At 55.9% G+C, this 24,309-nt stretch carries 22 protein-coding genes; 3 read left to right on the top strand and 19 right to left on the bottom strand.

The genetic code is table 11. The features are described from left to right. Nucleotides 1-23: 23 nt before the first annotated feature. From NKH71_RS28030 to NKH71_RS28015, 4 genes are all read right to left on the bottom strand, one after another. Nucleotides 24-812, bottom strand: coding sequence for a polysaccharide biosynthesis/export family protein (locus tag NKH71_RS28030; RefSeq protein WP_352895529.1), 789 nt, complete (start codon nucleotides 810-812; stop codon nucleotides 24-26). Then, nucleotides 812-1,621, bottom strand: coding sequence for a tyrosine-protein phosphatase (locus tag NKH71_RS28025; protein WP_352895528.1), 810 nt, complete (start codon nucleotides 1,619-1,621; stop codon nucleotides 812-814). Before NKH71_RS28025 ends, NKH71_RS28030 begins: the two co-directional genes overlap by 1 nt. A gap of 126 nt (nucleotides 1,622-1,747) precedes the next feature. Further along, on the bottom strand, nucleotides 1,748-1,933 hold the full coding sequence (locus tag NKH71_RS28020) for a hypothetical protein (protein WP_352895527.1): 186 nt from the start codon (nucleotides 1,931-1,933) through the stop codon (nucleotides 1,748-1,750). 199 nt (nucleotides 1,934-2,132) lie between these two features. Continuing rightward, entirely contained in the window at nucleotides 2,133-2,615 is a 483-nt protein-coding gene (locus NKH71_RS28015; protein WP_352549059.1) for a hypothetical protein, read from the bottom strand. A gap of 1,349 nt (nucleotides 2,616-3,964) precedes the next feature. Here NKH71_RS28015 and NKH71_RS28010 point away from each other — a divergent pair. After that, nucleotides 3,965-5,743, top strand: a complete 1,779-nt coding sequence (locus tag NKH71_RS28010) for a hypothetical protein (protein ID WP_352895526.1) — start codon at nucleotides 3,965-3,967, stop codon at nucleotides 5,741-5,743. A gap of 495 nt (nucleotides 5,744-6,238) precedes the next feature. On the opposite strand, the gene NKH71_RS28005 is transcribed toward NKH71_RS28010, so the two are convergent. The 13 genes from NKH71_RS28005 to NKH71_RS27945 all read right to left on the bottom strand — a co-directional run bounded on the left by NKH71_RS28005 (nucleotide 6,239) and on the right by NKH71_RS27945 (nucleotide 20,120). After that, nucleotides 6,239-6,910 (bottom strand): class I SAM-dependent methyltransferase, encoded by a 672-nt coding sequence (locus tag NKH71_RS28005; RefSeq protein WP_352895525.1) that lies wholly within the window; start codon nucleotides 6,908-6,910, stop codon nucleotides 6,239-6,241. Nucleotides 6,911-6,947: 37 nt separating this feature from the next. Continuing rightward, nucleotides 6,948-7,916: a glycosyltransferase family 2 protein gene (locus tag NKH71_RS28000; protein WP_352895537.1), complete on the bottom strand. Its 969-nt coding sequence runs from the start codon at nucleotides 7,914-7,916 to the stop codon at nucleotides 6,948-6,950. Nucleotides 7,917-7,918: 2 nt separating this feature from the next. Continuing rightward, the gene (locus NKH71_RS27995) at nucleotides 7,919-8,191 is read right to left on the bottom strand and encodes an LbetaH domain-containing protein (RefSeq protein WP_352549053.1); all 273 of its coding nucleotides are present in this window, start codon (nucleotides 8,189-8,191) and stop codon (nucleotides 7,919-7,921) included. Between the two features lie 275 nt (nucleotides 8,192-8,466). Continuing rightward, entirely contained in the window at nucleotides 8,467-9,666 is a 1,200-nt protein-coding gene (locus NKH71_RS27990; protein ID WP_352895524.1) for a glycosyltransferase, read from the bottom strand. A 29-nt stretch (nucleotides 9,667-9,695) separates the two neighbouring features. After that, nucleotides 9,696-10,442: a class I SAM-dependent methyltransferase gene (locus NKH71_RS27985; RefSeq protein WP_352895523.1), complete on the bottom strand. Its 747-nt coding sequence runs from the start codon at nucleotides 10,440-10,442 to the stop codon at nucleotides 9,696-9,698. Nucleotides 10,443-11,068: 626 nt separating this feature from the next. After that, nucleotides 11,069-12,292 (bottom strand): MATE family efflux transporter, encoded by a 1,224-nt coding sequence (locus NKH71_RS27980; RefSeq protein ID WP_352895522.1) that lies wholly within the window; start codon nucleotides 12,290-12,292, stop codon nucleotides 11,069-11,071. A gap of 59 nt (nucleotides 12,293-12,351) precedes the next feature. After that, nucleotides 12,352-13,701, bottom strand: a complete 1,350-nt coding sequence (locus NKH71_RS27975) for a hypothetical protein (RefSeq protein ID WP_352895521.1) — start codon at nucleotides 13,699-13,701, stop codon at nucleotides 12,352-12,354. A gap of 49 nt (nucleotides 13,702-13,750) precedes the next feature. Continuing rightward, a complete protein-coding gene (locus NKH71_RS27970; protein ID WP_352549044.1) occupies nucleotides 13,751-14,509 on the bottom strand; it encodes a glycosyltransferase family 2 protein in 759 nt (252 codons plus the stop codon). A 22-nt stretch (nucleotides 14,510-14,531) separates the two neighbouring features. Then, nucleotides 14,532-15,626 carry a GDP-mannose 4,6-dehydratase gene (gene gmd / locus NKH71_RS27965; protein WP_352895520.1) on the bottom strand — a complete coding sequence of 365 codons (1,095 nt, stop codon included), beginning with the start codon at nucleotides 15,624-15,626 and terminating at the stop codon, nucleotides 14,532-14,534. 153 nt (nucleotides 15,627-15,779) lie between these two features. Continuing rightward, complete coding sequence (locus tag NKH71_RS27960) at nucleotides 15,780-17,057, bottom strand: sugar transferase (protein ID WP_352549040.1); 1,278 nt, start codon at nucleotides 17,055-17,057, stop codon at nucleotides 15,780-15,782. A gap of 40 nt (nucleotides 17,058-17,097) precedes the next feature. After that, on the bottom strand, nucleotides 17,098-18,417 hold the full coding sequence (locus NKH71_RS27955) for a UDP-glucose dehydrogenase family protein (RefSeq protein ID WP_352549039.1): 1,320 nt from the start codon (nucleotides 18,415-18,417) through the stop codon (nucleotides 17,098-17,100). 147 nt (nucleotides 18,418-18,564) lie between these two features. Continuing rightward, entirely contained in the window at nucleotides 18,565-19,128 is a 564-nt protein-coding gene (gene nusG / locus NKH71_RS27950) for a transcription termination/antitermination protein NusG (RefSeq protein ID WP_352549037.1), read from the bottom strand. Between the two features lie 401 nt (nucleotides 19,129-19,529). Next, nucleotides 19,530-20,120 (bottom strand): biotin transporter BioY, encoded by a 591-nt coding sequence (locus NKH71_RS27945; protein WP_352549035.1) that lies wholly within the window; start codon nucleotides 20,118-20,120, stop codon nucleotides 19,530-19,532. A 114-nt stretch (nucleotides 20,121-20,234) separates the two neighbouring features. On the opposite strand from NKH71_RS27945, the gene NKH71_RS27940 reads away from it, so the two are divergent. Continuing rightward, nucleotides 20,235-21,143, top strand: coding sequence for an MBL fold metallo-hydrolase (locus NKH71_RS27940; RefSeq protein ID WP_352895519.1), 909 nt, complete (start codon nucleotides 20,235-20,237; stop codon nucleotides 21,141-21,143). 13 nt (nucleotides 21,144-21,156) lie between these two features. Here the strand turns inward: NKH71_RS27940 and NKH71_RS27935 are convergent, their stop codons facing one another. Together NKH71_RS27935 and NKH71_RS27930 are read right to left on the bottom strand one after the other, a co-directional pair. Then, complete coding sequence (locus tag NKH71_RS27935; RefSeq protein WP_352895518.1) at nucleotides 21,157-21,942, bottom strand: DUF1499 domain-containing protein; 786 nt, start codon at nucleotides 21,940-21,942, stop codon at nucleotides 21,157-21,159. Nucleotides 21,943-22,025: 83 nt separating this feature from the next. Beyond that, complete coding sequence (locus NKH71_RS27930; protein ID WP_352895517.1) at nucleotides 22,026-23,654, bottom strand: fatty-acid--CoA ligase; 1,629 nt, start codon at nucleotides 23,652-23,654, stop codon at nucleotides 22,026-22,028. A 178-nt stretch (nucleotides 23,655-23,832) separates the two neighbouring features. Between NKH71_RS27930 and NKH71_RS27925 the strand changes: the two genes are divergently transcribed. Further along, on the top strand, nucleotides 23,833-24,219 hold the full coding sequence (locus NKH71_RS27925; protein WP_352895516.1) for a hypothetical protein: 387 nt from the start codon (nucleotides 23,833-23,835) through the stop codon (nucleotides 24,217-24,219). The last annotated feature ends 90 nt before the right edge of the window (nucleotides 24,220-24,309 follow it).

Here is a 24,309-nt window from a genome sequence, read left to right as displayed (position 1 = left end):
CTACATTCTGACCGGCTACGACCTTATAGTCCCGGCACCACGGCAATTCGGGCGGCATTGGAGGCTATGCCGAGCGCGTCCTTGAGATTGTTCACCGCAATCTTCGTTTTTGAGGCAAAGACGACAACCTTGTCACCACCGTAGATCCGCGGGTTACGGGCCTTGCCGGCGCGAATTTCCTCCACGTTGTAATTTGCGACCAAGGTATTCTGGCCGATATTGCGATAGACGAAGACCTTGCTTGCATCCCCAACCGGGCTGAAATTTCCTGCCAGAGCAATCGCGTCAAGAAGCGAGGAATTACTCGTTACTGGAAAGATACCGGCTCTGTTGACTTCGCCATCGACGGTTATGCGCTGCCCAATCGACTCCTTGACGAAAATCGTCACATCAGGCGACTGCAGGTAGTTGGCGCCGTAAGCCGTCTCGATCTCTTGCTCCAGCTGACGGACGGTTTTTCCTGCCGCGATAATGGTTCCGATAAGCGGAAGCGATATCTGGCCGCCGGAGTCGACTTGAACCGTTCTGCTCAAATTGTCGACCTGGAATACATTCACTTCGAGCACATCGTTCGGAGACAAAGGCTGCTCGCTGCCGTTCTGCGTGTTTTGCGGTGCAGGCAGATCCTTCACTACCTTCAGCGCGCCGCCGCCCGAAAGTGGCGTCGATGACGACGTCAATTGCAGCGCATCGACCGAACTCGAGGAAGCAGATGTCGTCGACGAGGTGCTCGTGCATGCCGACATTGCAAGCGAAGCCAGCAAGACGAGTGTTGTGCCTATGTGGCTTTTTGCGAAATGAAAAATGCCCATCACGCTGTCCCGCCCTTGAATAGGCGGCCTAATCCTCCAAAGCGGCCGGCGTTGCCGGCGGTGGGGTTTTTCGGACGTGCTTTTCCGACCGGCTCGATGGGACGGTTCGCCAATATTTCGCCTGGACGTTTCAATACCATGTTGCGGGCCTCGTCTTCCCCACATCGCTTGGCAGCAGCAGCAACCGCCTGTGAAAGCCCAGGGCGCCGGCGCGTGGCGCTATGAGTGTCCGACGCGATGATATCCACCCTGCCCTCGTCAATCAGCTTTTCCGAATAATAAAGCGCCGTGCGTCCAAAAGCACCAACAATCGAGTCTGCGGTAAGCTGGATAAGGCAGCCGACCGCATTCAACCTCTCGATAACGTCGTAATTCGTTTTGATCCAGGTCAAACGCTCTGGATGAGTAAGAATCGGGATAAAACCGGCGTTTATGAGGCGTAGAGCAAGATCCTCCATTCGTGGAGGCAAGACATGATGCGGCGGTTCGAACAGAAAATAGCGGGACCTGTTCAAGGTCGGCACGCTGCCCGCCGCCAATTGGTCTGGAAGATCCGGCGCTATGTGAACATCGGCGCCGACGTAGAGAGCAAGTGGTATGGCAGCGCTACGCAGCGCCTGGTGCAACTCTTGAACCGCTCGGACAATGTTCGATGTTCCGTTCTCGTAAACGCCCGGCGTCACGTGCGGCGTGCACGCCATGTGGGTCGTTCCGTCGGCCACCGCCAGCCGAGCCATTTCCAGCGATTCGGCGAGGCTGGGCGAGCCGTCGTCGAGACCGGGCAAGATATGGGAATGCAGATCGATCATGGGCGTTTGTGACTGCAGCGAAGCAACGCAGCGACGTCATCCCCCAAAACGATAAATGCGTCATTCGCAAGACAGCGAGTGACGCATTCGTCAAGTTCATGCGATGCGATGGATGCCAGGTCCCGGCTACCGGCGGACAGAGTTGTCATAATGCAGGCCGATGATCAGCGCCAGATCGGCGGCAAAAGCTGCGCCTGATGTATCGAACGCTACACACATGCCGCCCTCCTCAGGATTGACTTTGATCGTCGCATTTGCCGCCTGACCGTCGTATCCGAGACTTGCACGCAGCATCAAAAGATTGCAATTCAACCACTTTGCCTGGATAAACCGGCGCTTCGCCCTTCATCCCGGCATGTTCGCCAGCCGTCCGCATGTCGCCTTTACTTAAGCGATCCGAGCGATACCTCGGTCACGACACCAGCATAAATGCCAAGGGCACTCCATCGAACAACAGACACGCAGCCGAAGCGCCATGCGCCTCTGCTGCTGTTGCCTATCTACGGTCAGCTTAGTCGCTAACGGGTTGGCCGTGGTCATCATCCTGCGATAGACCCAGGCCAAGAGCGCCGAGGGCTACACCGCCAAACACAATGGCCGGCGTGTAGTTGGTGCTGCTACCGCCGCCCGTTTGGGCGGTGTGCTCAGAACCGAGGACATTGAGGCAAATCTTGTTGTCGACGCGGGAGATGTCGAGGGTCGAATTGGCCGGCACGCTCAAATTGCAGCTCCCAACTTTAACCGAAGCAGACCCCTTACCGCCAACCACGACGCGGCTGCCGAAATCAAGAGCGCCCCCCGCCTGTGCCGGACCATAGCCAGCCACCTGCGAGATCATCACATCGCCATTGACATTCCCGATCGACCCAATCGGATTTACGCCCGTATAGGCAGTTGCACAGGTGCACGATCCATCCTGCGCGAAAGACGACACCGGGGCGAAGCCGGCCAACACAACAACTCCGGCCAACGCACTTTTCAAAACTAGGTTCATCCGCATCAATCCTTCTGTCCCACGTTACCTGAGGCCCGCCCAACCGCCAAGCTACTCATCAGCGCGTAACAGCTTTCTGCGCCAATTCCAACCCATTTCGCATTTGCGAGATAATTTTTGGTTTCAGTGTGGTTGATTGAACACACCATTAGAGCATCCAAATATATAATCTTTGCTGCCGGCCGAAATAGAGCTGGTTGCCAGCGAGCCAACGTGGCTGCCCCACCAGCGCTTCCGCGCTTACACAGGTCCGCAGTCGACTACGTCCTGATATTGCCCTCCCGACTTTCGTGCAGCAACCAGCCTGGCGCGCAAGATCTATGGATTAAACCCGCTTGAGGGGGCTGTCCGCACGGAATGCCGGCCTTGATTCCCTGCTCCCGCCACAACGGGCGCAGATCCATTCAGCAATCAACACGTGACAATTTTGGCCGCCGCGCGACCCGATCCGGATGGCAGACGAGGCCTTCCTGTAAGGCGCACGATCGGACGGGATCTGGCGTCAATGCCGTAAGCGCTTACGCGCTCCCCAATACGTTAGGCTTGACGTCTGCGGAAGCGCCAGGGCATGAGGTCTTCAATGCGGCCTTGCTGATGCCGGTTGAGGATCGCCTCGAGCGGTTTCAACGATGTAGGCGACCGGGTTGACGTCGTTGAGCTTGCACATGGCGACGATGGGAGCAGCAGCGCCCAACTTTCAGCCCCGACCTCATGCCTGGCGCGCGGCCTCGATGCGCCTTGATCGAGATCAACGACGAAGCGCACAACGGCGGTCTTGCCGCCCGAAGCCGAATAGAATGTTTCGCGGTCGGGAGCGCATCCTAGACATCTGCAGGCTGAAACCGAGATCTCTGAGCCGCCAAGCTCTGCATGGAATATTCAGGAAATGACCAGCTGTGGAGATAGGTTGTCGAACCACTGAGCGACTTCAAAATAGTGCTTGGCGACGAAATCGGCAAAAGTGGTCAGCCAAGGCCGGTGCCGGTGACCTGGTCGCAACCGAGGCCCTCCGGGACGCCGGACGGATCAGAGATCAAGTTAGCATGGTCGCCCCGCCGAGACTGTCCTGAAACGACAGGCGACACGTCCCCTAAGACTTGCAAAATTATGCCCGGTAATGTGCCTATGGGACGCAGAGGCGCCGGCATCGTCATATAAACCGCGGAGAGCGCCGCATTGGCCGGCAAGACGACTGGATTTGATGTCAGTCATTTTTTATCGCGCATTGATGCGGCATAATCCGCGACCCGAACCTTGTTGGAGAGAAAGAGATCATGCAAAGCATCTCCCGCCGTCTGTTTGCAAGGTGGATGGCGTTAGCCCCGTGGGGTGTAAGTTGGAGCGCTGCAGTGTCGGACGCTTCAGCCGCGGCCCCGCTGTCTGGCGATCGGGAGCCTGCCCGGATCGCAACCCCCGAGAATATCAACCTAATGCTTCAACAAGTGATGGATGCAGCCGATGCAGCAATCTCGGCCAGCGGTGTTGCAGATTTTGCCAGCAAGGCCGTGGCGGAAGCCACCAGTATCCCATTGGCCAAACAGTTTCTGCGGCTGGCAGGGTACGCGCGATCCGGCGATGGCGGCGGCGCGCTCTATAGAAAGGCGGATACTGAACCAAGACATCACGGCAAATTTCAAAGCGCCGATGGCGCCTGGTGGGAATTAGCGGAGGAGACCATCACTCCGAACATGGTGGGCGGCGAGTTAGCTTCAGTCATCGCGATCGGCCCGAACGGGTTTGTTCCAGCAGGTACCGTTCTCGTCGACAAAACGATCGCATATCCTAAGTCGGCACCCTATGGAGGCGGGGCACTGCGTGGGCAGGGAATGGAAACATCGAATGCTTTTTCACCCAGAGCGGCGAGTTCCAAATCGACCATAGTATGGAACGGCACCGGCGGCGGTACACTGATGGAATTGGATGGGCAACTCGGGCTGCTGTTCGAACAACTTTCTTTCGTCGGCAAGCCGTCACTGGAGGCTGCTAGTCGCGCCGGGATATGTCATCACTGGCTCCAGACGACCAAGGCGTTCGGGTCTGGCGAAAGTCTCTATGTCGAATGCTCGTTTCAGCACTTCGACACCGCAATTAAGTTTGCCAATAATCGGGGCGATGCCACGTGCGCCGGTATGCATTTTCTAAAGTGCGTCGTTCAGAATCTCGACACCTTCATTCATGTCATGAATGATCAGGGTCTCAACTACGTTCTGGACCACGTCTCTTGCAATTTTATTGATCGGGTCGCCCTTTTTGAACGCGGCGGGAATCTCGATGTGAGAAACGGCAATCTCGCGGGCTGTGGAACTATCAACTGGTGCTTTGAACTGGCTGCGATCGGTAACAATCTCTATGTCAACAGCTTCCGCAATGTCCGTATTGAACAAGGCACCAAGCGACTTCTCAAAATGACCGGATCGGGGAGCGTTGTTTTTGACGGCCTCACCGAAGCACAGCCAAATCAAAACGTTACGATGTTTGAACAGACAGGGGGAATTCTGACGGTCCGCAATGCACATCTGACCACTAACGGCGCCGCCAATCCAACGTTCATTGTCCGCAACCAGGACGGCGGTTCCCCCGGGATTCTCTTTTTAGAGAACGTTCACTTCGCGGAGAACACGTTTGTACTAACAGACTGGATCAGCCGACCGAACACGAGCGCAAGCTCTGTCGTGGTGATGAAGAATTGCACCTATGGGACCAATTTCCAGCCAATCCCGAATTTCTCAACCAATCTTGCATATGGCAATCCCCGCACTTGTACCCAGACCACGACCAATTCGAGCAAGCCGCTGACAATCGAGGATGAAGCACGAGGGCTTCATACGGTTGTACAACTACCAACCGATACTCTAACCACGATCAACATTGTGATTGAAGGCGTGGACAGCGCCCGCAAGATTGTCTTCTCCGGGGTGCGCAGGGCAGTGTGCCTAAATGACAGCTTTGTCTGCACTCTGGTCAGTCTACAGATGATTGGAACTGACTATGACCCTTTTGCACTGGAGGCTCCTCCCCAAGTGTCGGTTTCGCAACACCTCAATGCCATCGAGGTTACTGTCACCGGCTTGCGAGAAACTTTGATCAATTGGACAGCTATCTTTGATGGTCAGCCACGACCAATCTAGATGTGAACGCACCTCTGCAGGGCTTGCATCATTGGCTTGGGCAAGCCACATAGCCAGCCCATGACTGCGAAGGCAACTGGCACAGGAGCCCTTTCTCCGAAAACTCCTTTGCAAGATCGGCGCCTGAAGACGTAAAGCACTGAACTACCAAGGCTCTGCCAAACTTGAGACCGACTTTACCGTCGCACGGCGTGCCGCTCCCGACAGGACGGCAGGTCACGACGCTCTGCTCGTAACTTTTTCGAGCAGTCTCGGTTATTAAGCCCACCGGCCCCAAGCGAGGCTCAGACGAAACGCCACACAAAACCACATTGTAACCGCCCACTCTGATGTCTCTTATTGAAACTATGGACAGTCTTCCAGTAAACGGAGCGGTCGGGACATCTGCTTTTGGGACACGGGCGATCCGCTTATTAATTTCGGAAATAGAAATCATTCCAAAAACCAAAGCGAAGAGAAGCGCAACAATGAATATTACGATCCAGGCTCTTGCCGTCAACGTGAACTCCTCGGAGCGGAATGCGATTCAAGAGCTGAATGCGAGGAGATATTGGGCTTGCGGGCGATCGCTATCATACTCTTTGCCAATGGCGGAACTCTTCCCACTCGATCGAAACGGACAATATCCAATCCCACTTCTTCAAGTAGCATCCTCAGTGTCTTCATCGACCAAAATTTAATATGGCCGCCGTCCCAGAGAGCCCAGAAATGGTTGTCCATCTTTCCCGTAACCGCGAGCACTAAATTTTTCACGTATCCATGATAAGGGGTTGAGATGATCGCTGTTCCGCCGGGTTCGAGCAGATTAAATATGTTTCGGGCAAAGGCTCTTGGATCGTAAAGATGTTCCACGACCTCGAGACTGAGAACGGTGTCGAACGTACCATATTTAGCGGACAGGTCATCATACGCCGACCCAATCTCGATTTTGAGGTTTGGGTACGCGCGATTAGCCATTGCGACGGCGGAGGAAGAGGCATCGATGCCAACAACGGAATATTTTTCGCTCAGTTCACTCGCAACGCTGCCATTGCCGCAGCCCAGATCAAAAATGCGCTTCGAGTTCGCCTCAGCTAGGATGCGCTTAACCGCCGGCAATAATATGCGGTGAGAGCTATTTTTCTCTGCGGTATCATATTCATATTCAATGTTTCGTTCATCAGACATGGTCGTGCTACTCCGTCTTGATAATAAGGCACCTTCTTCAAACACCCGAACGCAAATCGATTCCGGTTCTATCCTTGATAGCATCTTCAAGTGACATATTTGTCTTTTTGGCGAGGTCGATAATTTCGTCCACCTTAGCGTCAACCAGAGTTCTGTAAAGAAAACCCTGCAAAAGGTGAAAATATAACCCTGGTTTTCCATCTAAAAATCCAAGCAAGATCGCGTACCTATATAGGAAATAAACAGACGACCTCAATGCTGTTGGCATTTTTAGGTATATTTTCTCCTTCATAAAACGCTTAAACGCTGCTTGTCCACTCAGTTTCATGTCTTTTTTTGCTTTTTGCTCAAATCCTTTAATCTTTTTGCTGAGAATATCTGCAGCCTCACGCGACGCATAGGAATTGTGCTTCGACATCCACCAAGTCATCGATTTCAAATTACGATCTGACAGACTTAATCTTGATTTCTGGACACGACGCTCAACAATTATGTGTTCATCCATCCAGCGCTGTTCACATTTGCCGCGTCCATTACGCCAAAGGCGAAGCTGCCAACTTGGCTCGATGCCGCCAAACCGAATCCTACGCCCTAGAAAATAGATGCGCCGCTTGATAAGTATTCCATCACAGTCAGCGGCCGCTTTTAAGACAGTATCAGCCAGACTATTAAGCTGTTTTGCGTCAAGGACTTCGTCAGCATCGATGCGAAGCAGCCACCCCCCCTTGTCGGACAACAAATCGATGCCAAAATTCATTTGTGTCGCGTAATTCACCCATTGATTCTCAACTACCACCGCGCCCAACGACACCGCTATCTCGCGAGTGTTGTCGCTGGATCCGCTATCAATGACCGTTATACTTGAGACTCGACCAAGAAGACTCTCGATGCACCGCCCAATGTGAATCTCTTCATCCTTCGTGAGAATGAGCGCATGGATGTCAGGCGACTTATTTATTTCCCGCGTCTGATCAGTCGAGGGTTCGGCTTCAGCTGGGGCTCTCATGATCACCGTGACCCGACCTGTCGAGCCGGATTGCCAGCCACCACCACTCCAGGCTCCAAATCCTTAACAACAACAGCACGTGCGCCTACAATTGCACCTTTCCCAATTTTCACTCCCGGCCCGACGAATGCGCCGGCCGCGACCCATGCTCCATCCTCTATTGAGATATTGCCGACGACGAGAGGAAATTTGGGATCGCGATAGTCATGGGTCGCAGAACACAAATATGCCCCCTGACTGATGGTGACGTAATCGCCGATGGCAATTTCTGCCACCGAGTAGCAAGTCGCTTCTGGACCCAGACTACTGGTTCTTCCCATACGCAGGTTCCACGGTGCCCAAACGCGCGCGGACGGATAGGGATGAGCGCCAACTTCAATTTTCGCGCCAAAGCTCCGCAGTAAAAAGCACCTCCATCGATGAAACGGCGTTGGAGACCATCCGTAAGCCGTTTTCTCAACTAATCGCCAAAGGGCACGTCTCAGCTTGTCACTTCCGCTCGGCGCCGGCACCGCTGCTAATTTGAACGACCGTTTATCTGACATCGAACTTAGTCCACTATCACGCTCTTCGGTCGGTCAGCTCGCCCATCGCACCACCGGTAAACATTCTCCATCTCAGCGCCAACACCATCCCATGAGTAATCCCTTTCCATCCAAGTGCGCCCCCGCGCGCCCATCGCTAATCGAACCTTCCTAGGCATCGACATTGCATCATTAAGTGCTCTTACCAGGGGCTCTGTGCCGTGGTCGATCCACCACCCGCAGCCCTCAATGTCCAATCCTGCCCAAGGAGCCCCTTTGGTTGAAATAACCGGCACCCCGTGCGCCAGCGCTTCAGCGACCACCATCCCAAAGTTTTCATCGAGCGTCGGCAACACGAAGAGACTCGCCGACCGATAAGCCATGGCTTTTTTCTCGCCGTAAAGAGCGTCGTCAAATGATGCTCGTTCCAAACCCAGCCTTGCTGACATCGCCTTCAGTTCGGCTGGATAGCTGCCTTCTAGTGGCCCAACTACCCTAAGCCGCCAATGCGGGTTCTGACGCTCGACTTGGGCCCAAGCAGCCAAAAGGCGGTCAATTCCCTTCTTGGCGTGAATTCTGCCAAGATAAAGGACCGTGTCCATTTGCTCCTGAGATCTTGGCCGATCGGCAATGATGCTCTGGTTCAGAGCCGGCACGTCGATTCCGTTGGGCACTATTGCAACTGGCGCCTTGAATCCGAGCCTCCGAATATCGTCGTACTCTTGGACGCTAGTTGCGTGAAAGCAACTCACGACTTCGACCGCAGAGCGCTGTGCGATACGCCAGAAAATCATCTTCTTGCGACGCGAAAATTCGAGAGCCGGAGAGCCAAGCATGCCCCTGGGAGAAAGAAGTAACGGCCGGCTGTGCAGACCGGCACTCCAACTCGGATACACGTTCGGCATCAGCCATAGACCGTGCGTGTGCAATATCCCGCCGGCAACTGCGAACCTATCAATAGCAGCCCGCAGGTCCCTGGACGCATACAGGTTGGAAAAGACAGGAACAGAACCAAAATCGCGTTTGAACACACGACACTCAACGCCATCTCGCAAAGCCATGGATGGGTTTCCAACGCTAAACAGTCCCGATTGCAGCCCTCTAGCGGCTAAAGTCGATGCAAGCCGTGTGACCGAATAACTTGGGCCTGCGGCTTCAGATTCAACAGAAGCCACAATTTGAAGAATGCTGAAGCTCAATGCTTCATTAGCTGCGCGTAGGTTCAATTCACCATTCCTGCTCTACATACCGGAGTTTATTTTTTTACCTTGCCCAGTATGTTCACGCGTAGCGATTCGAGCGCAGTAGTACTATTGACGATACGCTCATATGCGGAGCCAAACAAAAAAAGCGGAAGAGACCGCCTCATGTAAGACGGCTCTGGCTCGATCATTCGGAGTTCAATCCCGGAGAAACCCGCAGCCAATGTTGCCTTTTCAAGAGATTTGCGTCGGTTCATTCTGTAAAAAGTAGGCCAGGGTTCATGCGCATCCATATTCATTCCACGCGCCGCGTTGGCAACACGCAAGTGGACCCAGTGAGGGGTCACCGCGGAGATCAACGTTACATAGTGAAATAAGTTCGGAGTTCGAAAGAAAAATGAGGATCCAGGCTTCAGCACTCGGTGCACCTCTTTCAGAAACATCGCGGGGTTCTCCACGTGCTCTAAAACGAAGTCCGCAAAAACCAGGTCAAAGTAGTCGTCTCCCTCTGGAATTTGGCCATTTACTATTGTCCCTGCCCGGTCCAGCTCATCGTTAAGCAAGACGGCTGGATCAATATCAACCCCCACGATCTCCTTGACCTCACCCCTCAATACCCTTCGATTGTCCCGTGTCGACGGACCTGCTCCTATGTTCAATACCTTGCAATTCGGATTTAGCTCCGCACGGATCCAGTTGTAGAACGCAGTAGTTCCATTCAACGATTGATCTCGATATAGCCGCCTATACAGTCGTTCTAGTAACGGACGACTACTGGTGGACGTGTCATTGCCTGGCATTTACGCTCCTTAATTGGTTGAAATTCGAACTTTTGTCTTCTCACGGGCTACCTGGACTTCGGGACCGTCCCAACAATCCGCGCAGGCACGCCAGCCATAATCGCGCGCTCGGGAACATCCCTAGTAACAACGGCTCCAGCGCCAATGACTGAATGGGCACCTACCTTCTGGCAACCCGCTAGAACGATCACCCGAGCCCCTACCCAAGCCCCCCTTCCAATGCTCTTGTTCATCGCAATAGGATCTGATCTCGGGTCAAGCCCGTGATTATGAGTATACAAAACCACTCCTTCAGAAATGAAAACGTCGTCTTCGATTGACATTCCCCCCGTGTAGTCGATTTTCACCGCAGCGTTTATTACTACATCGTCGCCAACGACAAGCTGGCTGCCAGGCGACTCGCTGGAGGCGCCCACGCCACGTGAGATTGTGCACCGCGTGCCGAGTGTGACAGACCCCGGCCGATCAATGCGCGCGAAGCGTGCTATCGTCGTTCCTCTGCCACACTGCCTTAGCACGCTTCTGTAGGTCATCGTCCAAACAGAATCAAGTATTCTTCTCCAAAGGTACGCCGTCATCCGGGGAGCAAGCAATATAAACGGGATCTCACGCACAGACTTTTCTCTTCATTTCATTTTTAAAAAAAGATATGCGAGGGAGAATAACAGCCTGGCGAAAACACTTCCCGCGAAACTGATCGCCACAGCCATACCGATGTTAGGTAATCCAACGCCAAAGAGGTATTCTGGTGCAAGAAGCACGACGAATACCAGAATGCCTACTATCGGAGCAGTGGTATAAGCTCTTGTTGCGCCGCGAGCGACGACCGACAACCCAATAAAACCCGATGAGTGAACGAGGATCATTGCGACAGCTGTCAAATATAGTCCTGTTCGCATCTCGACGCTGGCGTTCCCAAACACTAGGGTGAGCGCTCGATCGCTTATCAATACAGAGGCCATGAAAAACGCCAAGCCTATGGCCAGCCCAACGGATATACCTTTGAATATGTTTATAGTGTACGCAGCTTTACTCCCGCTTCGGTGAACCCTTATCGCCTCTGGTAGAAATATGAAGCCGACCGCAGTCGCAAGCATTTGGAATGGGACGAACAACGTCTGGGCCGCGCCGACAAAGCCCATTATCTGTGCGGAACTTGTGAGAAAAATGCCGAACCGGAAACAGTTCGTATGCACGCTGTCCAACGCCGGAAACATCCCTACCCAAAGGTTGTCCATAACTAGACGGCGTATTCTCTTAAAACTTGTTCGCCCAATCACATGCCTTGCGGGGCCAGGTTGCATCGACATGTAGACGTCCAACAGAACAGAAGTTGCAATCACACATGCCGACGAGAGAACTGCGGCTTCGATGAAACTTCCTCTGAGATAAGTGACCCCGAGAAAGGGCACCATACCTGCGATGCCCCTGCCGGCAAAGGAGATTGCGATGCGCTCCTGGTTATTATCGCGTTGGTATATCCCTATTATAAGGTCGCTTACTTGGTCCCCAACCCGTCCTGCTATCAAAGCGAGCGCAATCCATTTTTCAGATGATCCCGGATCTTTCAAAGAGAAAATAACCAAGGCCGTCACCGTATACGAAAAAAGCACACCAGCGACTCGCAATATCAGTGCGTCGTTCACAACCGAACCGTCGACGCTTTCGAACGACATAACGACTCGTAGATTAAGGCCGAAAAGCAGGCACAACGGCGCAAATATCGAAAGCCCCAGCGTGTATACCCCAATCGTCGAGGCCATGTTGTGGTGAGAGAGCACGAGAATGCAAATGGCTTGGGATGCTGCCCAAACTGCCTGCCCCATTAGATTGACGATTGTTTTCTTCAAGACTCGTTCCGTTCGGCGACCACAGCGAGCGCTGCGCGCCACGGTGGCGATCGCCACGGCTAAATAAAGGGCAACACTCGCCTGGCGGCTTTGTACAGGAGCAATACGAGAATTGCTCCAATGACTGAAGAGATCAGGTTCACAATGCGAAGATTTGACATCTCAAAGTTGAGGAACAAATTGCATACAATCACAATTCCGACTATCGAGTCCGGGTTCTTCATGGAATAGGCATAGCCCTTGGCTAGCAGATACCCGACGAACCAGCCTGAGATCAGTACGCCTGCCAGTCCGGCGTTCATGTATCCGGTACCAAGTGTCTCCCCCGGCCACGAATTGTGAACGATGTCAGCGGCTGGTGTACCCGGCTCCAGCAGATACCCCAAAGTGGCTGCTCGTATGTATAGTCCGTCGTCAACAGGTGGCTTAAATTCATATAGCGAACTCGGCAAAAACGCAGTCGTAAGGTCGATAAAAGTTCTTCCAAGATAAAAATTGTCCCATTTAAAAAAATTTGTCGCAAATAGGTAAGTATCTATGTAGCTTAGCGAAATTATTAATGAACTATACGAATCTAGCGTCATCGATACCAAATTTTGGAAATTTTCGGTCAGACCATCCAACGAGTTTGCGTCTCTATAGATAAGAACTGCAAAATAATACAATATAACTGACGCATATAGGACCGACAGTACTATGATATTCTTGATGTTAAATCGCATAAATTTCGGATTCGACAGAGACGCAACCATGATTATCGTTAGCAGCAGCTGGAGAGTGTCCTTTCTTCCTCCAAAAAGGCTTGACGTTGCAGCTCCCGTTATAAAGGCGGAAAAAAGGAGGAGACCACTGATCACGTCCCCCTTGGTGGCAACTCTCCGAGTGGCAGCAACGTTAGCCAACAAATAGGAACTTGAGATTATGAAGTTCAGGGGGCCCAGACCTGATTGCAATTCTACGCGCCGGGAGACGTTGCTCATAAGGAACTCGAGTCCGCCCGAAGCCTTGATCTTGGCATAGAAAGCTAAAGTGCCGACTGCTAGAAAAAATATGACAGAACCGATGCTCTCGAACTCGGTAAGATGCACCCTCGAACGCCTAAGGCTTTCCAGTGAATTGAAGCCTCCCACGCTTGAATAATAAGCCGTGTAGATTGTCAAATTCATCAGAGCGTAGCAAAATATGGTCCAAGTTAAGCTTGCTTGAAAATCTGAAGCCACGACAGAGAATACGCTTGGCTGAATGTATTCAGGATAATTTGAAACTATTATCATAGCAGGAACCATAATTAGTACCTGAACACACGCGTACAATTTAATCGGCTGGAATATTTGCTTGCTGCGCTCAACGACAAATGGGACCGCGTTGCACAGAGTAAATATAAAAATTGCAAGATAAGTTGCTATCATCTAACTAGAGATACTCATGCGATATATCGTCGACGGTGGTTTCAATTCGTCAATTTCCTCTCCTTATCGATACCAGCTGCTTCAGCTTGCGCGCAGGCTTTGCGACAAGCGCATAGTCAACCGGACCCGATCCGAGCCAGCGGCGGCGTGCCCGCAGCGCTTCCAGATTGTGGCCTATGTGCGAGGCAAGACTTCGCGTGCTGGCTCCGCCAACCATCATGTCCACCAGCACGTGGCCGGTCGCAGCGGTCTGGAATCCGTGAAGCTCAACAGCTCTCAACATCCAGTCATAATCCGATGCCACTTTGAGGCTGAGATCGAATGCACCGACCACGTCCGCCACCTTGCGCTTTACATAGAACGTTGGATGGGCGGGCATCCATCCGGTCCGAAAACCCTTGGGGGGTCGGGCCACGGCACGCCAACGGCGCACGATCCGCTTGCTCATATGGTCTTCGACAAAATCGAGGTCGCCATGCACGATGTCGGCATGTTCGAGTCCTGCGGAGATCCGTCCCAGAGCCGAACGATCGTGAAAGCAATCGTCTGAATTCAGCACGCCTACCGCGTCTCCGGTATATAGGCGCAGCCCCTTGTTCAGGGCGTCATACATTCCGCTATCTGGCTCGCTGATCACCCGGATCTGCTCCTGTGGGTAAGACCGGACAATTGCCAGCGTGTCGTCCGACGAATTGCCGTCGATGACCACCAGTTCCTTGTCGTCATGACCCTGGGCCAGAAAGCTGTCGATCGTATGCCTGATCGTCGCCGCAGAGTTCCAACAGACGGTCAAGACGGAAATTTTCATGCCGACCCCAGCCTAGTGCTGCTCACTGCGCCGCAACACGAATGCGATCCTCGTCCAGGCGCCGATGTTCGGATTCCCGCCTTACCGCTTCGAGGTCGGACTGGACCATTTCCTGGACCATTGTCGCCAGCGACGTTGTTGCCTTCCACCCGAGAACGCGCTCCGCTTTCGAAGCGTCACCGATCAGAAGCTCAACTTCGGTCGGTCTGAAATAGCGCGGATCCACCTTGACCAGAACGGCGCCGGATTTCGCGTCGATGCCTTTTTCATCGATGCCGGAACCAACCCATTGGATCTCGGTTCCGACCTCATTGAATGCAAGCTCGACAAAGCGGCGGACCGAGTTCTTCACCCCGGTTGCAAGGACATAGTCGTCTGGCACGTCATGCTGGAGAATTCTCCACATGCCTTCGACATAGTCGCGGGCATGGCCCCAATCGCGTTCAGCCGACAGATTGCCGAGATAGAGCTTGTCCTGAAGGCCGAGGCTTATCGCGGCCGCCGCGCGCGTGATCTTGCGGGTGACGAACGTCTCGCCGCGCATAGGGCTCTCGTGATTGAATAGGATGCCATTGGAAGCATGGATGTCGTAGGCTTCGCGGTAGTTCACGGTGATCCAGTAGGCATAGATCTTAGCAGCCGCATAAGGCGAGCGGGGATAAAAGGGCGTCGTCTCCCTCTGTGGGATCTCCTGCACCTTGCCATAGAGCTCGGACGTCGATGCCTGATAAAAACGCGTCTTTTTTGTCAGGCCAAGCAGCCGGATGGCTTCAAGGAGGCGCAATGTGCCGATCGCGTCGGCATTCGCCGTATATTCCGCGGTCTCGAAGCTCACCTGAACATGCGACTGCGCGGCAAGATTGTAAATCTCACCGGGCTGCACTTCCTGGACGATGCGGATGAGGTTGGTTGCGTCGGTCATGTCTCCATAGTGCAGCGACAGCCTTACGTTCTTTTCATGCGGATCCTGGTAGAGATTATCGATACGGCCCGTATTGAAGGACGACGACCGGCGCTTGATGCCATGGACATCATAGCCCTTTGCCAAGAGAAGTTCCGCCAGATAGGCGCCGTCCTGGCCGGTGATGCCGGTAATGAGCGCGGTCTTCCTAGTCATTGTGCTTTCTCCGAGATCGATACGACGCGATCTTCAAACGCCGATCAGCGTAGCTTTTGAATAGATGCCCATTTTCCAAGAGTGGTGCTTATCCCACCCGCGAAACTCGTGAGCGGCGGCATGGCTGCGTGGACTAGATCTTTGTCACCCTTGTCAACGTGCGCCAAACCCTGTCAGCATGGTTCGGATGGTTCGAAATACAATCAGCACATCGAGCCAAGGAGAAAAGTTCTTGATGTAGTAGAAGTCGTAGTGAAGCTTTTCCAGGACGTCGTCAACAGCCGCAACGTGGCCCTGGTTGACTTGCGCCCATCCGGTAATCCCAGGTCGAACAATGTGCCGGTACCGGTAGAATGGCAGTTCGGCCTCGTACCACTTCGAAAGTACGAGTGCTTCCGGCCGCGGACCGATCCAGCTCATCTCGCCGCGCACGATGTTGAAGGCCTGCGGCAATTCGTCGATCCGGGATTTTCTGAGGAACTGCCCCAAACGGGTGATGCGTGTGTCGCCGGCCTTCGTGATGGCCGCTTCCTTCTCGTCGACAGCCGTGTCGCTGAGCTTCATCGTTCGAAACTTGTAGACCTCGTAGGGATGCCCTCCGTAGCCCATCCGCTTCTGTCTAAATAGTGCGGGTCCAGGCGAATCGATCTTTACGGCAATCGCCACAAACAACAGCAATGGCGAGAAAACAACAAGCACAAATAACGCAGATGCCCAGTCTACCGACTGTTTTATTTTCAAGTAAGCCTGGTTTGGATTCAAGGAGCCTAGAGTGTTTTCAGAAAGATGCTCGATCTCCACTCTGCCTGTGAGCGATTCGCTGATTTGCTTGACGTGATAGACTGGTGTTCCCGACAGCGCGCGGTCCGCAATATACCGCTCCCATTCATCTGAAAGATCTGCCCTAAGATCGGCCACGACGCCGCTCGCGTATTCGACAACCGTATCGGGCGAATGGATCCTATGCCAGCTCACACCCGGTATTGTCTCCAGCCTGTCGACATCTCCGCCAGGAATTATCGCCAGGCGATATGCATCGAGCCGTCGCGTGGCCAGGCTCAGGCCAAAGTACCACAATGTTGACTGGATGAAGCTCGCGGCGGCCTGGAATCGGCTGTAGTCAAATCTGAAGAAGAAGATAGTGACGAACACAAGGCCATAGGTCAGCGCGAAAGTTGGCAGGATGTAGCCAGCCGCCGCGACGCCTGGGAAATTGCCGATGCGCTTGTAGAGGAAGTAGCCTGTCGTGTGAGCGATGATTGCCGCGACGATCGTAACCTGCAAGTTTGAGTACAGGATAACCTGTTGATCAAACGACATGCGGATCAGCGCAGGCAGCAGGATAGCGAATGTCAATCCGCCAAGCAGCTGAAAGCGCATCCGGAGCAGCAGATGCCTTCGATTGGGCAATTGGACAGTGGTGGTGCTCAAATTGAATCCCGCAACCCGGGTCCCATGGAAACCTGGACGTTCACCTTACAAGGTGCCGCTCTCGACCAACGCTCGAATAGGCGATGCCTTCCTTCACGACGTCCTCGCCGCGGTAGACGTTTCGAAGGTCGACCATTACCGGTGTCGCCATAATTGCACGGAGCCGCTTCAGATCCAGCGACCGAAAGGCGTTCCATTCTGTGACGATGACGATCGCATGCGAGCCGTCGGCCACCGCGTAGGCGCTTTCCCCGAATTCAATGCCCTCTATCATCTTGCGTGCCTGCTCCATGCCGACCGGATCATACGCCTTGATCGAAGCGCCTGCGTCCTGGAGTGCCTGAATGATGGCCAATGAGGGGGCGTCGCGCATGTCGTCGGTGTTGGGCTTGAACGTAAGGCCGAGGATACCGACAGTCTTGCCGCGCACAGAGCCGCCGCAGGCCACGACCACTTTGCGCGCCATCGCCCGCTTGCGCTGGTCATTTATCGAGACCGTCGTCTCAATAAGCCGCACGGGGCTTGCCGCGTCCTGCGCGGTCTTGACCAGCGCCAGCGTGTCTTTCGGGAAACAGGAGCCACCGTAGCCCGGCCCGGCATGAAGAAACTTTGCGCCGATGCGATTGTCCATGCCGATGCCGCGCGCGACGTCCTGAACATCGGCTCCCAACCGCTCGCAGAGATCGGCAATTTCGTTGATGAAGGTGATCTTCATGGCCAGAAACGCGTTGCCGGCATATTTGGTAAGCTCCGCCGTGCGCCGGCTCGTGTAGAATATCGGCGCGACATTCAGCGAGAGCGGTCGGTAGATTTCGCCCATCACCGCTTTGGCCCGTTCGGCATCGGTCCCGACAATGATGCGGTCGGGCCGCTTGAAGTCCTCGATCGCCGATCCTTCGCGAAGAAATTCGGGATTGGAGACCACCGCAAAATCGGCGGCGGGATTTTGCTCGCGGATGATTCGTTCGACCTCATCGCCGGTACCGACAGGGACGGTCGATTTCGTCACCACGACCGTAAATCGTTTGAGCGCGCGGCCCACTTCGGCGGCCGCATCGTAGACGAAGGACAGATCGGCGTGCCCATCGCCACGCCGTGACGGCGTGCCCACGGCGATGAAGACGACATCCGATTGCGAAACCGCATCGGCCAGATTGTCATCGAAACGCAAGCGACCTTGCGCGGTGTTCGTGGTGACGAGGTCGTCGAGCCCTGGCTCGTAGATCGGTATCTTGCCGAGTTTGAGCATGGCAAGCTTTTCCGCATCACGATCGACGCAGCAGACCTGATGGCCAAAGTCGGCGAAGCAGGCGCCCGAGACGAGCCCTACATAGCCGGCACCAATCATTGTTATCCGCATATCGCGTACTCTCATCAGCGCCGACGAGACTATCTCGTCAGACAGCGCCTAGTCCCACCGAAGAACGGCTACCGCACTCCCGGGTGAAAACCCGAGAGCCGATCCTACAACAATTTGCATCGCCTCGCCGCACCTCAATGCTTACGACTATGCGATGGCGACGAGATCCCTGGTATCAAGGTCGACAGGTATCTCGCCATTCATGATCGCAACCAGAACCCGAGCCCTTCCGGCTGGATCGAGCCGGTCAAGGCGACCGATCATTTCCGCGAAAGGGCCGGAAAGGATCCGAACCGAAGCACCGGCTGCGAGGCCGCCACTGAAGTCGAGCAGGCCGTGCCTGCCGGTCAACGCAATGAAGCGCTCTACCAGACCGGAGGGGACAGGCAAAGGCCGGTCGCCTTGCATGACGAGGGAACGCACACCGAACGTTCCGTTGATCGAGCGCCAACGTTGCAGCGCGACGTCAAGGGCGATGAACATATAACCCGGGAAATAAGCTGCAGACCGTGTTTCGAGCCGCCGGGCATGACGCACGGTTTTCTCGCAGCGAGGCACAAAGGGCTCGAATCCCTGGATCCGGAGATGCCGCTCGGCGACATGCTCCTTCCCGGGAAAGACGCTGGCCGCATACCAGCGCGTTGCCGGCGCGGCGGTCGGCTCAGGCGACAGGGCTGTTGCCTTGCTCGTTGTTTTTTCCGCGCTACTCACGTGTCTTCCTTCGGCGGTCGGCGCATGATCTCAGGTCAACGGTTACGACAGTGTGTGGATACCAGCAAGCAACCAAGCCACTAGAGTCAAGGCGGTTGGGTTAAGAATTTCCTACACATTGTCCAGAAATTTAGCTGTGCCTAAATAATCATCGAGCCGCTTTCTTTTTCAGCTGGCTGAGATGCTATGTCGAGCAATTTATTTCCATACGTAGGTGCTTGGTTACGCTGGTCGTCACGAATCGCTCGTTGGTTCTGGTACTTAGTCCGTCGACTTGAAGCTAATGTGACGGATGGCGTCGCGCACAAGCCTGCCGCCAGCGACAAAGATCCTGCACGGCCACACCAACTACGGCGAAAAATCACTGTCGCGCAGAACAGGTTATCACCGCTCGACCGGCTTCACGACCGCTTCAGCAGCGACCAGACAGCCGGCACCAGGCTCGCGGCCAGCGCAACCTTGATCAGATCACCGACGATAAAGGGCAACACCCCGAACTGCCAGGATTTTTCCGGGCCGATCAACAGCGCCAGCCAGGCAAAGCCCATTGCCATCATGACGATCTCGGCCACCAGCATGGCATTGAAGAGCTTGATAGGATGGCGATCCCAGCCACGGTCGGCAGCCCAGCCGACGATCGCCGCCATGACGACGAAGCCGGCTAGATAACCGCCGGTCGAACCGAGCATGTAAGCGATACCAATGCCCTTTTCGGGCGTGCTCTGGAAGACCGGAAGGCCCAATGCGCCCTCGACCATGTAGAGAAGTAGCGTGGCGACGCCGAGGCGCATGCCGAAGGAGGCAGCGATCAGGAAGACGGCGAGCGTCTGCATCGAGATATCGACCGGTCCGAGCATGACCTTGGTCTTGGCAGACAAGATCAGCAGCAGAGTTCCGGCGATCGCCAGCAAAAGCTGTCCTGCCAGCCGGGCCGCGCCCTTTTCAGGCAGAGCGAGAGAAATGAGCGGACGCATCGTCGTTGCAATTGCCATGGTCTTCCCCGTTCCGGATTGCCGCCGAACGCGGCCTTGCGTTTTCCTATATTGGCTTCCGTGCTATGCGGCAATCGGTTTTGCCCTCGCCCCAAAAAAGGCCGTGACGTTCGCATGGCGCTGAAATTCGATACACGCTTCGATCCGGCCTACGGCCAGGGCGTAGCCGTTGCGCCTGGTATTCAACGCGTCACTGCCAAGAACCCAAGCCCGTTCACTTTTCACGGAACCAACAGCTATATCGTCGGGCGCGAGACGCTGGCGGTGATCGATCCCGGACCGGGTGACGAGGCACATCTTCGAACACTGCTCGAAACGATCGGGACCCGGCCGGTCAGCCATATCTTCATCAGCCACACGCATCGCGACCATTCGCCGCTGGCGGCGCGGTTGAAGCAGCATACGGGTGCGGTGGTTCTGGCGGAGGGCCGGCATCGCCCGGCGCGGCCGTTGCACACCGGCGAGGTCAATCCGCTCGATGCCAGCGCCGACACCGACTTTGTTCCTGATATCGCGCTGCCAGACGATATGGTGATCGACGGTGACGGCTGGGCGATCCGGACGGTGCTGACGCCCGGCCATACCGCAAATCACGCGGCCTTCGCACTGGAGGGAACCGGCATCCTTTTTTCGGCCGATCACGTCATGGCGTGGTCAACCACGATCGTCGCGCCGCCGGATGGCGCGATGGCCGACTACATGACATCGCTCGATCGGCTGATCGAGCGCGACGACCGGCTGCTGCTGCCCGGTCATGGCGGGCCGGTGACCGAGCCGCGCAACTTCATGCGCGGATTGAAAGCCCATCGCAAAATGCGCGAATGGGCGATTCTGGAGCGGATCAACAGCGGCGACCGCACGATCAGGACTATGGTGGAGGCGATCTATCGCGATACCGATCCGCGCCTGCATGGCGCGGCCGGCCTGTCGGTGCTTGCGCATCTGGAAGACCTGGTGGCGCGCGGTCTGGTCCACACCGACGGCGCGCCGGCTATTGACGGCATCTATTCGCCGGCAAAGTAGTAGCCTTCGGATATCATTCTGCCGGCGCCACGCCCACCTGGCCGGCGACTTCCTGGTCGAGCTCGGCAAGGAAATCGGTGATGCGCGCTGCATTGTCGCCAAGGTCGTAGCGGCCGTAACGCGAGGCCGAGCGCATATCGACGATGACCGCATCGCCGTCGTCGGTCACGCGGATGGCGACATCGGCGGGAAGACCAAGCAGCAAGCTCTTGGCCAGCGCATCGACCGTCACGTCGCTTTGCCCTGCTGCGTCTGGAAACGGCGCCGTGAGCTGCCAGCCGCGCCGATCGAGCACAGTTTTGACCGCCTCCAGAACGCGATCGAAAGGCAAGGTGTAGCTGCGTCCAGTAACAAGCGGATAAGCTTCGATTTGCAGGCGCTGCTCGCCGGGTGTCGGCGGCAAAAGCTCGTTCATATCCTTTGTCCGGGTAGAAATATCGAGCGCCGGCGGGTCGTCGAAATCCGTCGAGATGTCGCGCAGCGGCGGATAGGTCGCCGCCCAATAGGCCCCGACAGCGTAAGGGATGAGCACCAGAAGCGCCAGCAAGGCGCCGGCGGTCAGGTCTTGGCCGCCACGATCACCGAAGTTCCACAATCGCGCGAAGGCAAACCCGCCAAACAAAAGCGCGAACGCGGCCACCAAGGCGACAATGCCAAGCACCCATAGGAAAGCTTGGGTCTCGACGAGGTCATAGCGATGGCCGATGAGAGCGGTCAGCACCAGGACTGCCGAAAACGCGCCGGCGCGCCGCGACCAACCGGCAGCCCTCGACGTTTGTCGCTCGGGAATTCCCGTCATTGTTTTCCGCGCTGCCCCAACCCGAACAAAGGCATAGTGCCTTTCAGCGGCGGCTTGAAGGCGCAAAGACGCCGCATCTCCGGTCAATCCGTCGGCAGGTGATAATGCCGGAACTGCTGGCGCAAGGTAATCTTCTGGATCTTGCCGGCAGCGGTGTGTGGGATTTCGCCGACAAAAGCGACGTCGTCCGGCATCCACCACTTCGCCACCTTGCCGTCCATGAAAGCGAGGATGTCCGTCTTGGTCGGCTCCCTGCCCGGCTTGCGGACGACCACGAGCAAAGGCCGCTCGCCCCATTTCGAATGCGGAATGCCGATGGCGGCGGCCTCCGCCACGTCCGGATGGCCGACCGCGAGGTTCTCGAGCTCGACGGTCGAGATCCATTCGCCGCCCGACTTGATCACGTCCTTGGCGCGATCGGTGATCTGCATATAGCCGCCGGGGTCGATATGCGCGATATCACCGGTATCGAACCAGCCGTCTTCATCGAACTGTTCGGATCCGATGCCGCCATAATAGGCGCGCGCGACGGCCGGCCCGCGGACCTTGAGTCGGCCGAAGGTCTTGCCGTCCCATGGCAGTTCGTTATCGTCGTCGTCCGTTACCTTCATTTCGATGCCGAACGGCGTAAAGCCCTGCTTCTGCTGGACGGCGAGGCGGGCGTCACCCTTCAGCCCGGCATAGTCCGGCTTCAGGGTGCACAGCGTGCCGACCGGCGACATCTCGGTCATGCCCCAGGCGTGGACGACCTGGACATCGTAATTGTCCTGGAACTTCGTCGTGATCGCGCGTGGACAGGACGCGCCTCCGATGACGACTTTCTGCAGATAGGGTAGTTTCTTGCCGGTCTCTTCCAGATGCTGGAGGAGCATCATCCACACCGTCGGCACGGCGGCGCTGAAGGTCACCTTCTCGGTGTCGAGCAGCTCGTAGATCGAAGCGCCATCCATCTTGCAGCCGGGCATGACCAGCTTGGCGCCAATCATCGGCGCGCTCTGGGCAAGGCCCCAGGCATTGGCGTGAAACATCGGCACGACCGGCAATATGGTATCGCGCGACGACAGGCCCATGGCGTCGGGCATCGCTTCGATCATGGCGTGCAGCACGTTCGAACGATGGCTGTAGAGGACGCCTTTCGGGTCGCCCGTCGTGCCCGAGGTGTAGCACATGCCGGCAGCGGTGTTTTCATCGACTGTCTTCCAGGCGAAGTTGCCGTCGGCTTGAGCAAGCCATTCTTCATAGGCAACGACATTGGGCAGCGCAGTCTCGGGTAAATGCACCTTGTCGGTCAGCACGATAACCTGCTTCAGCGACTTGACCGCGCCGGCGATCTTTTCAAGCAGCGGCAGGAAGGTCAGGTCGACGAAGATTGCCTTATCCTCGGCATTGTTCATGATCCAGGTGATCTGCTCGGGAAAGAGCCGCGGGTTGAGCGTGTGATAGATCGCGCCGACACCCATGATGCCGTACCACGCCTCGATGTGGCGCGCGGTGTTCCAGGCCAGGGTCGCGATGCGGTCGCCAAGCCCAAAACCGTCACGCTCGAGCCGCTCGGCGACCTTCAGGGCACGATGATGGATTTCGGCATATGTGCTGCGCACGATCGGCCCCTCGATCGAACGCGACACGATCTCGCGGCTGCCGTGCTGCCGCTCGGCGTTGTCGATCAGCTTGTGGCAAAGCAGCGGCCATTCCTGCATCAGCCCGAGCATCTTGTTCCTCCCGTTATTTTTTTGCGCCATTGTGGGACGAACCGGCGGATTGTCCAGCCAGAACCGGGCTGAAGCGGTGCATAGAGCCAAACGAGGCCGAATTCGCCACAATCCGGCCATGCTCGGCGTTAACGTTGATTAATAGGTGGGGCGCGATTGGCGAATGAAAGAGGTTCGCATGGACGCGCAGCTCGACGACGAAGCACTCGAAAATACGCTTGCGGAAAGTCTGGCCGATCTGGTGGCGACCGATGTGGCGCCGGCCGATCTGGTTCCCGGCGCCAAAACCGTTTCCGAAGATGAATTCGTCGAGGTCGTCGGCGGCGCCCTCGAGGCGGTCGGCGGCACGCTCTTGTTCAAGATGTGCGTCGAGAACGAGGGCGAAGCCCAGCACGTCGCCGCCGCATCGGTCGGCGATGGCGGCAACCGCCAGTTCCTGTTGCTCACCTTGCCGACCAACGGTGGTGCTTTGAAGGTCGAGACCACCTCGAAAAGCACCAATCCGGTGGCCGGCATTGCCGCCGCCTATGCCGGGCTGATGGACGCATTCCGGGCCGCCGCCTGAGTTTTCGGCGAAGCGGAAGAAAGAGGCGAGACTTCCCCCCGCGGGCGACGCCCGCCTGGTGGCAGGCAGGTCTTGCGCAAGGCTCTTGCC

This window comes from Mesorhizobium sp. M0983 (assembly GCF_040318975.1).
Lineage (GTDB): Bacteria > Pseudomonadota > Alphaproteobacteria > Rhizobiales > Rhizobiaceae > Mesorhizobium.
This window is presented reverse-complemented; position numbering and strand designations above follow the sequence as displayed.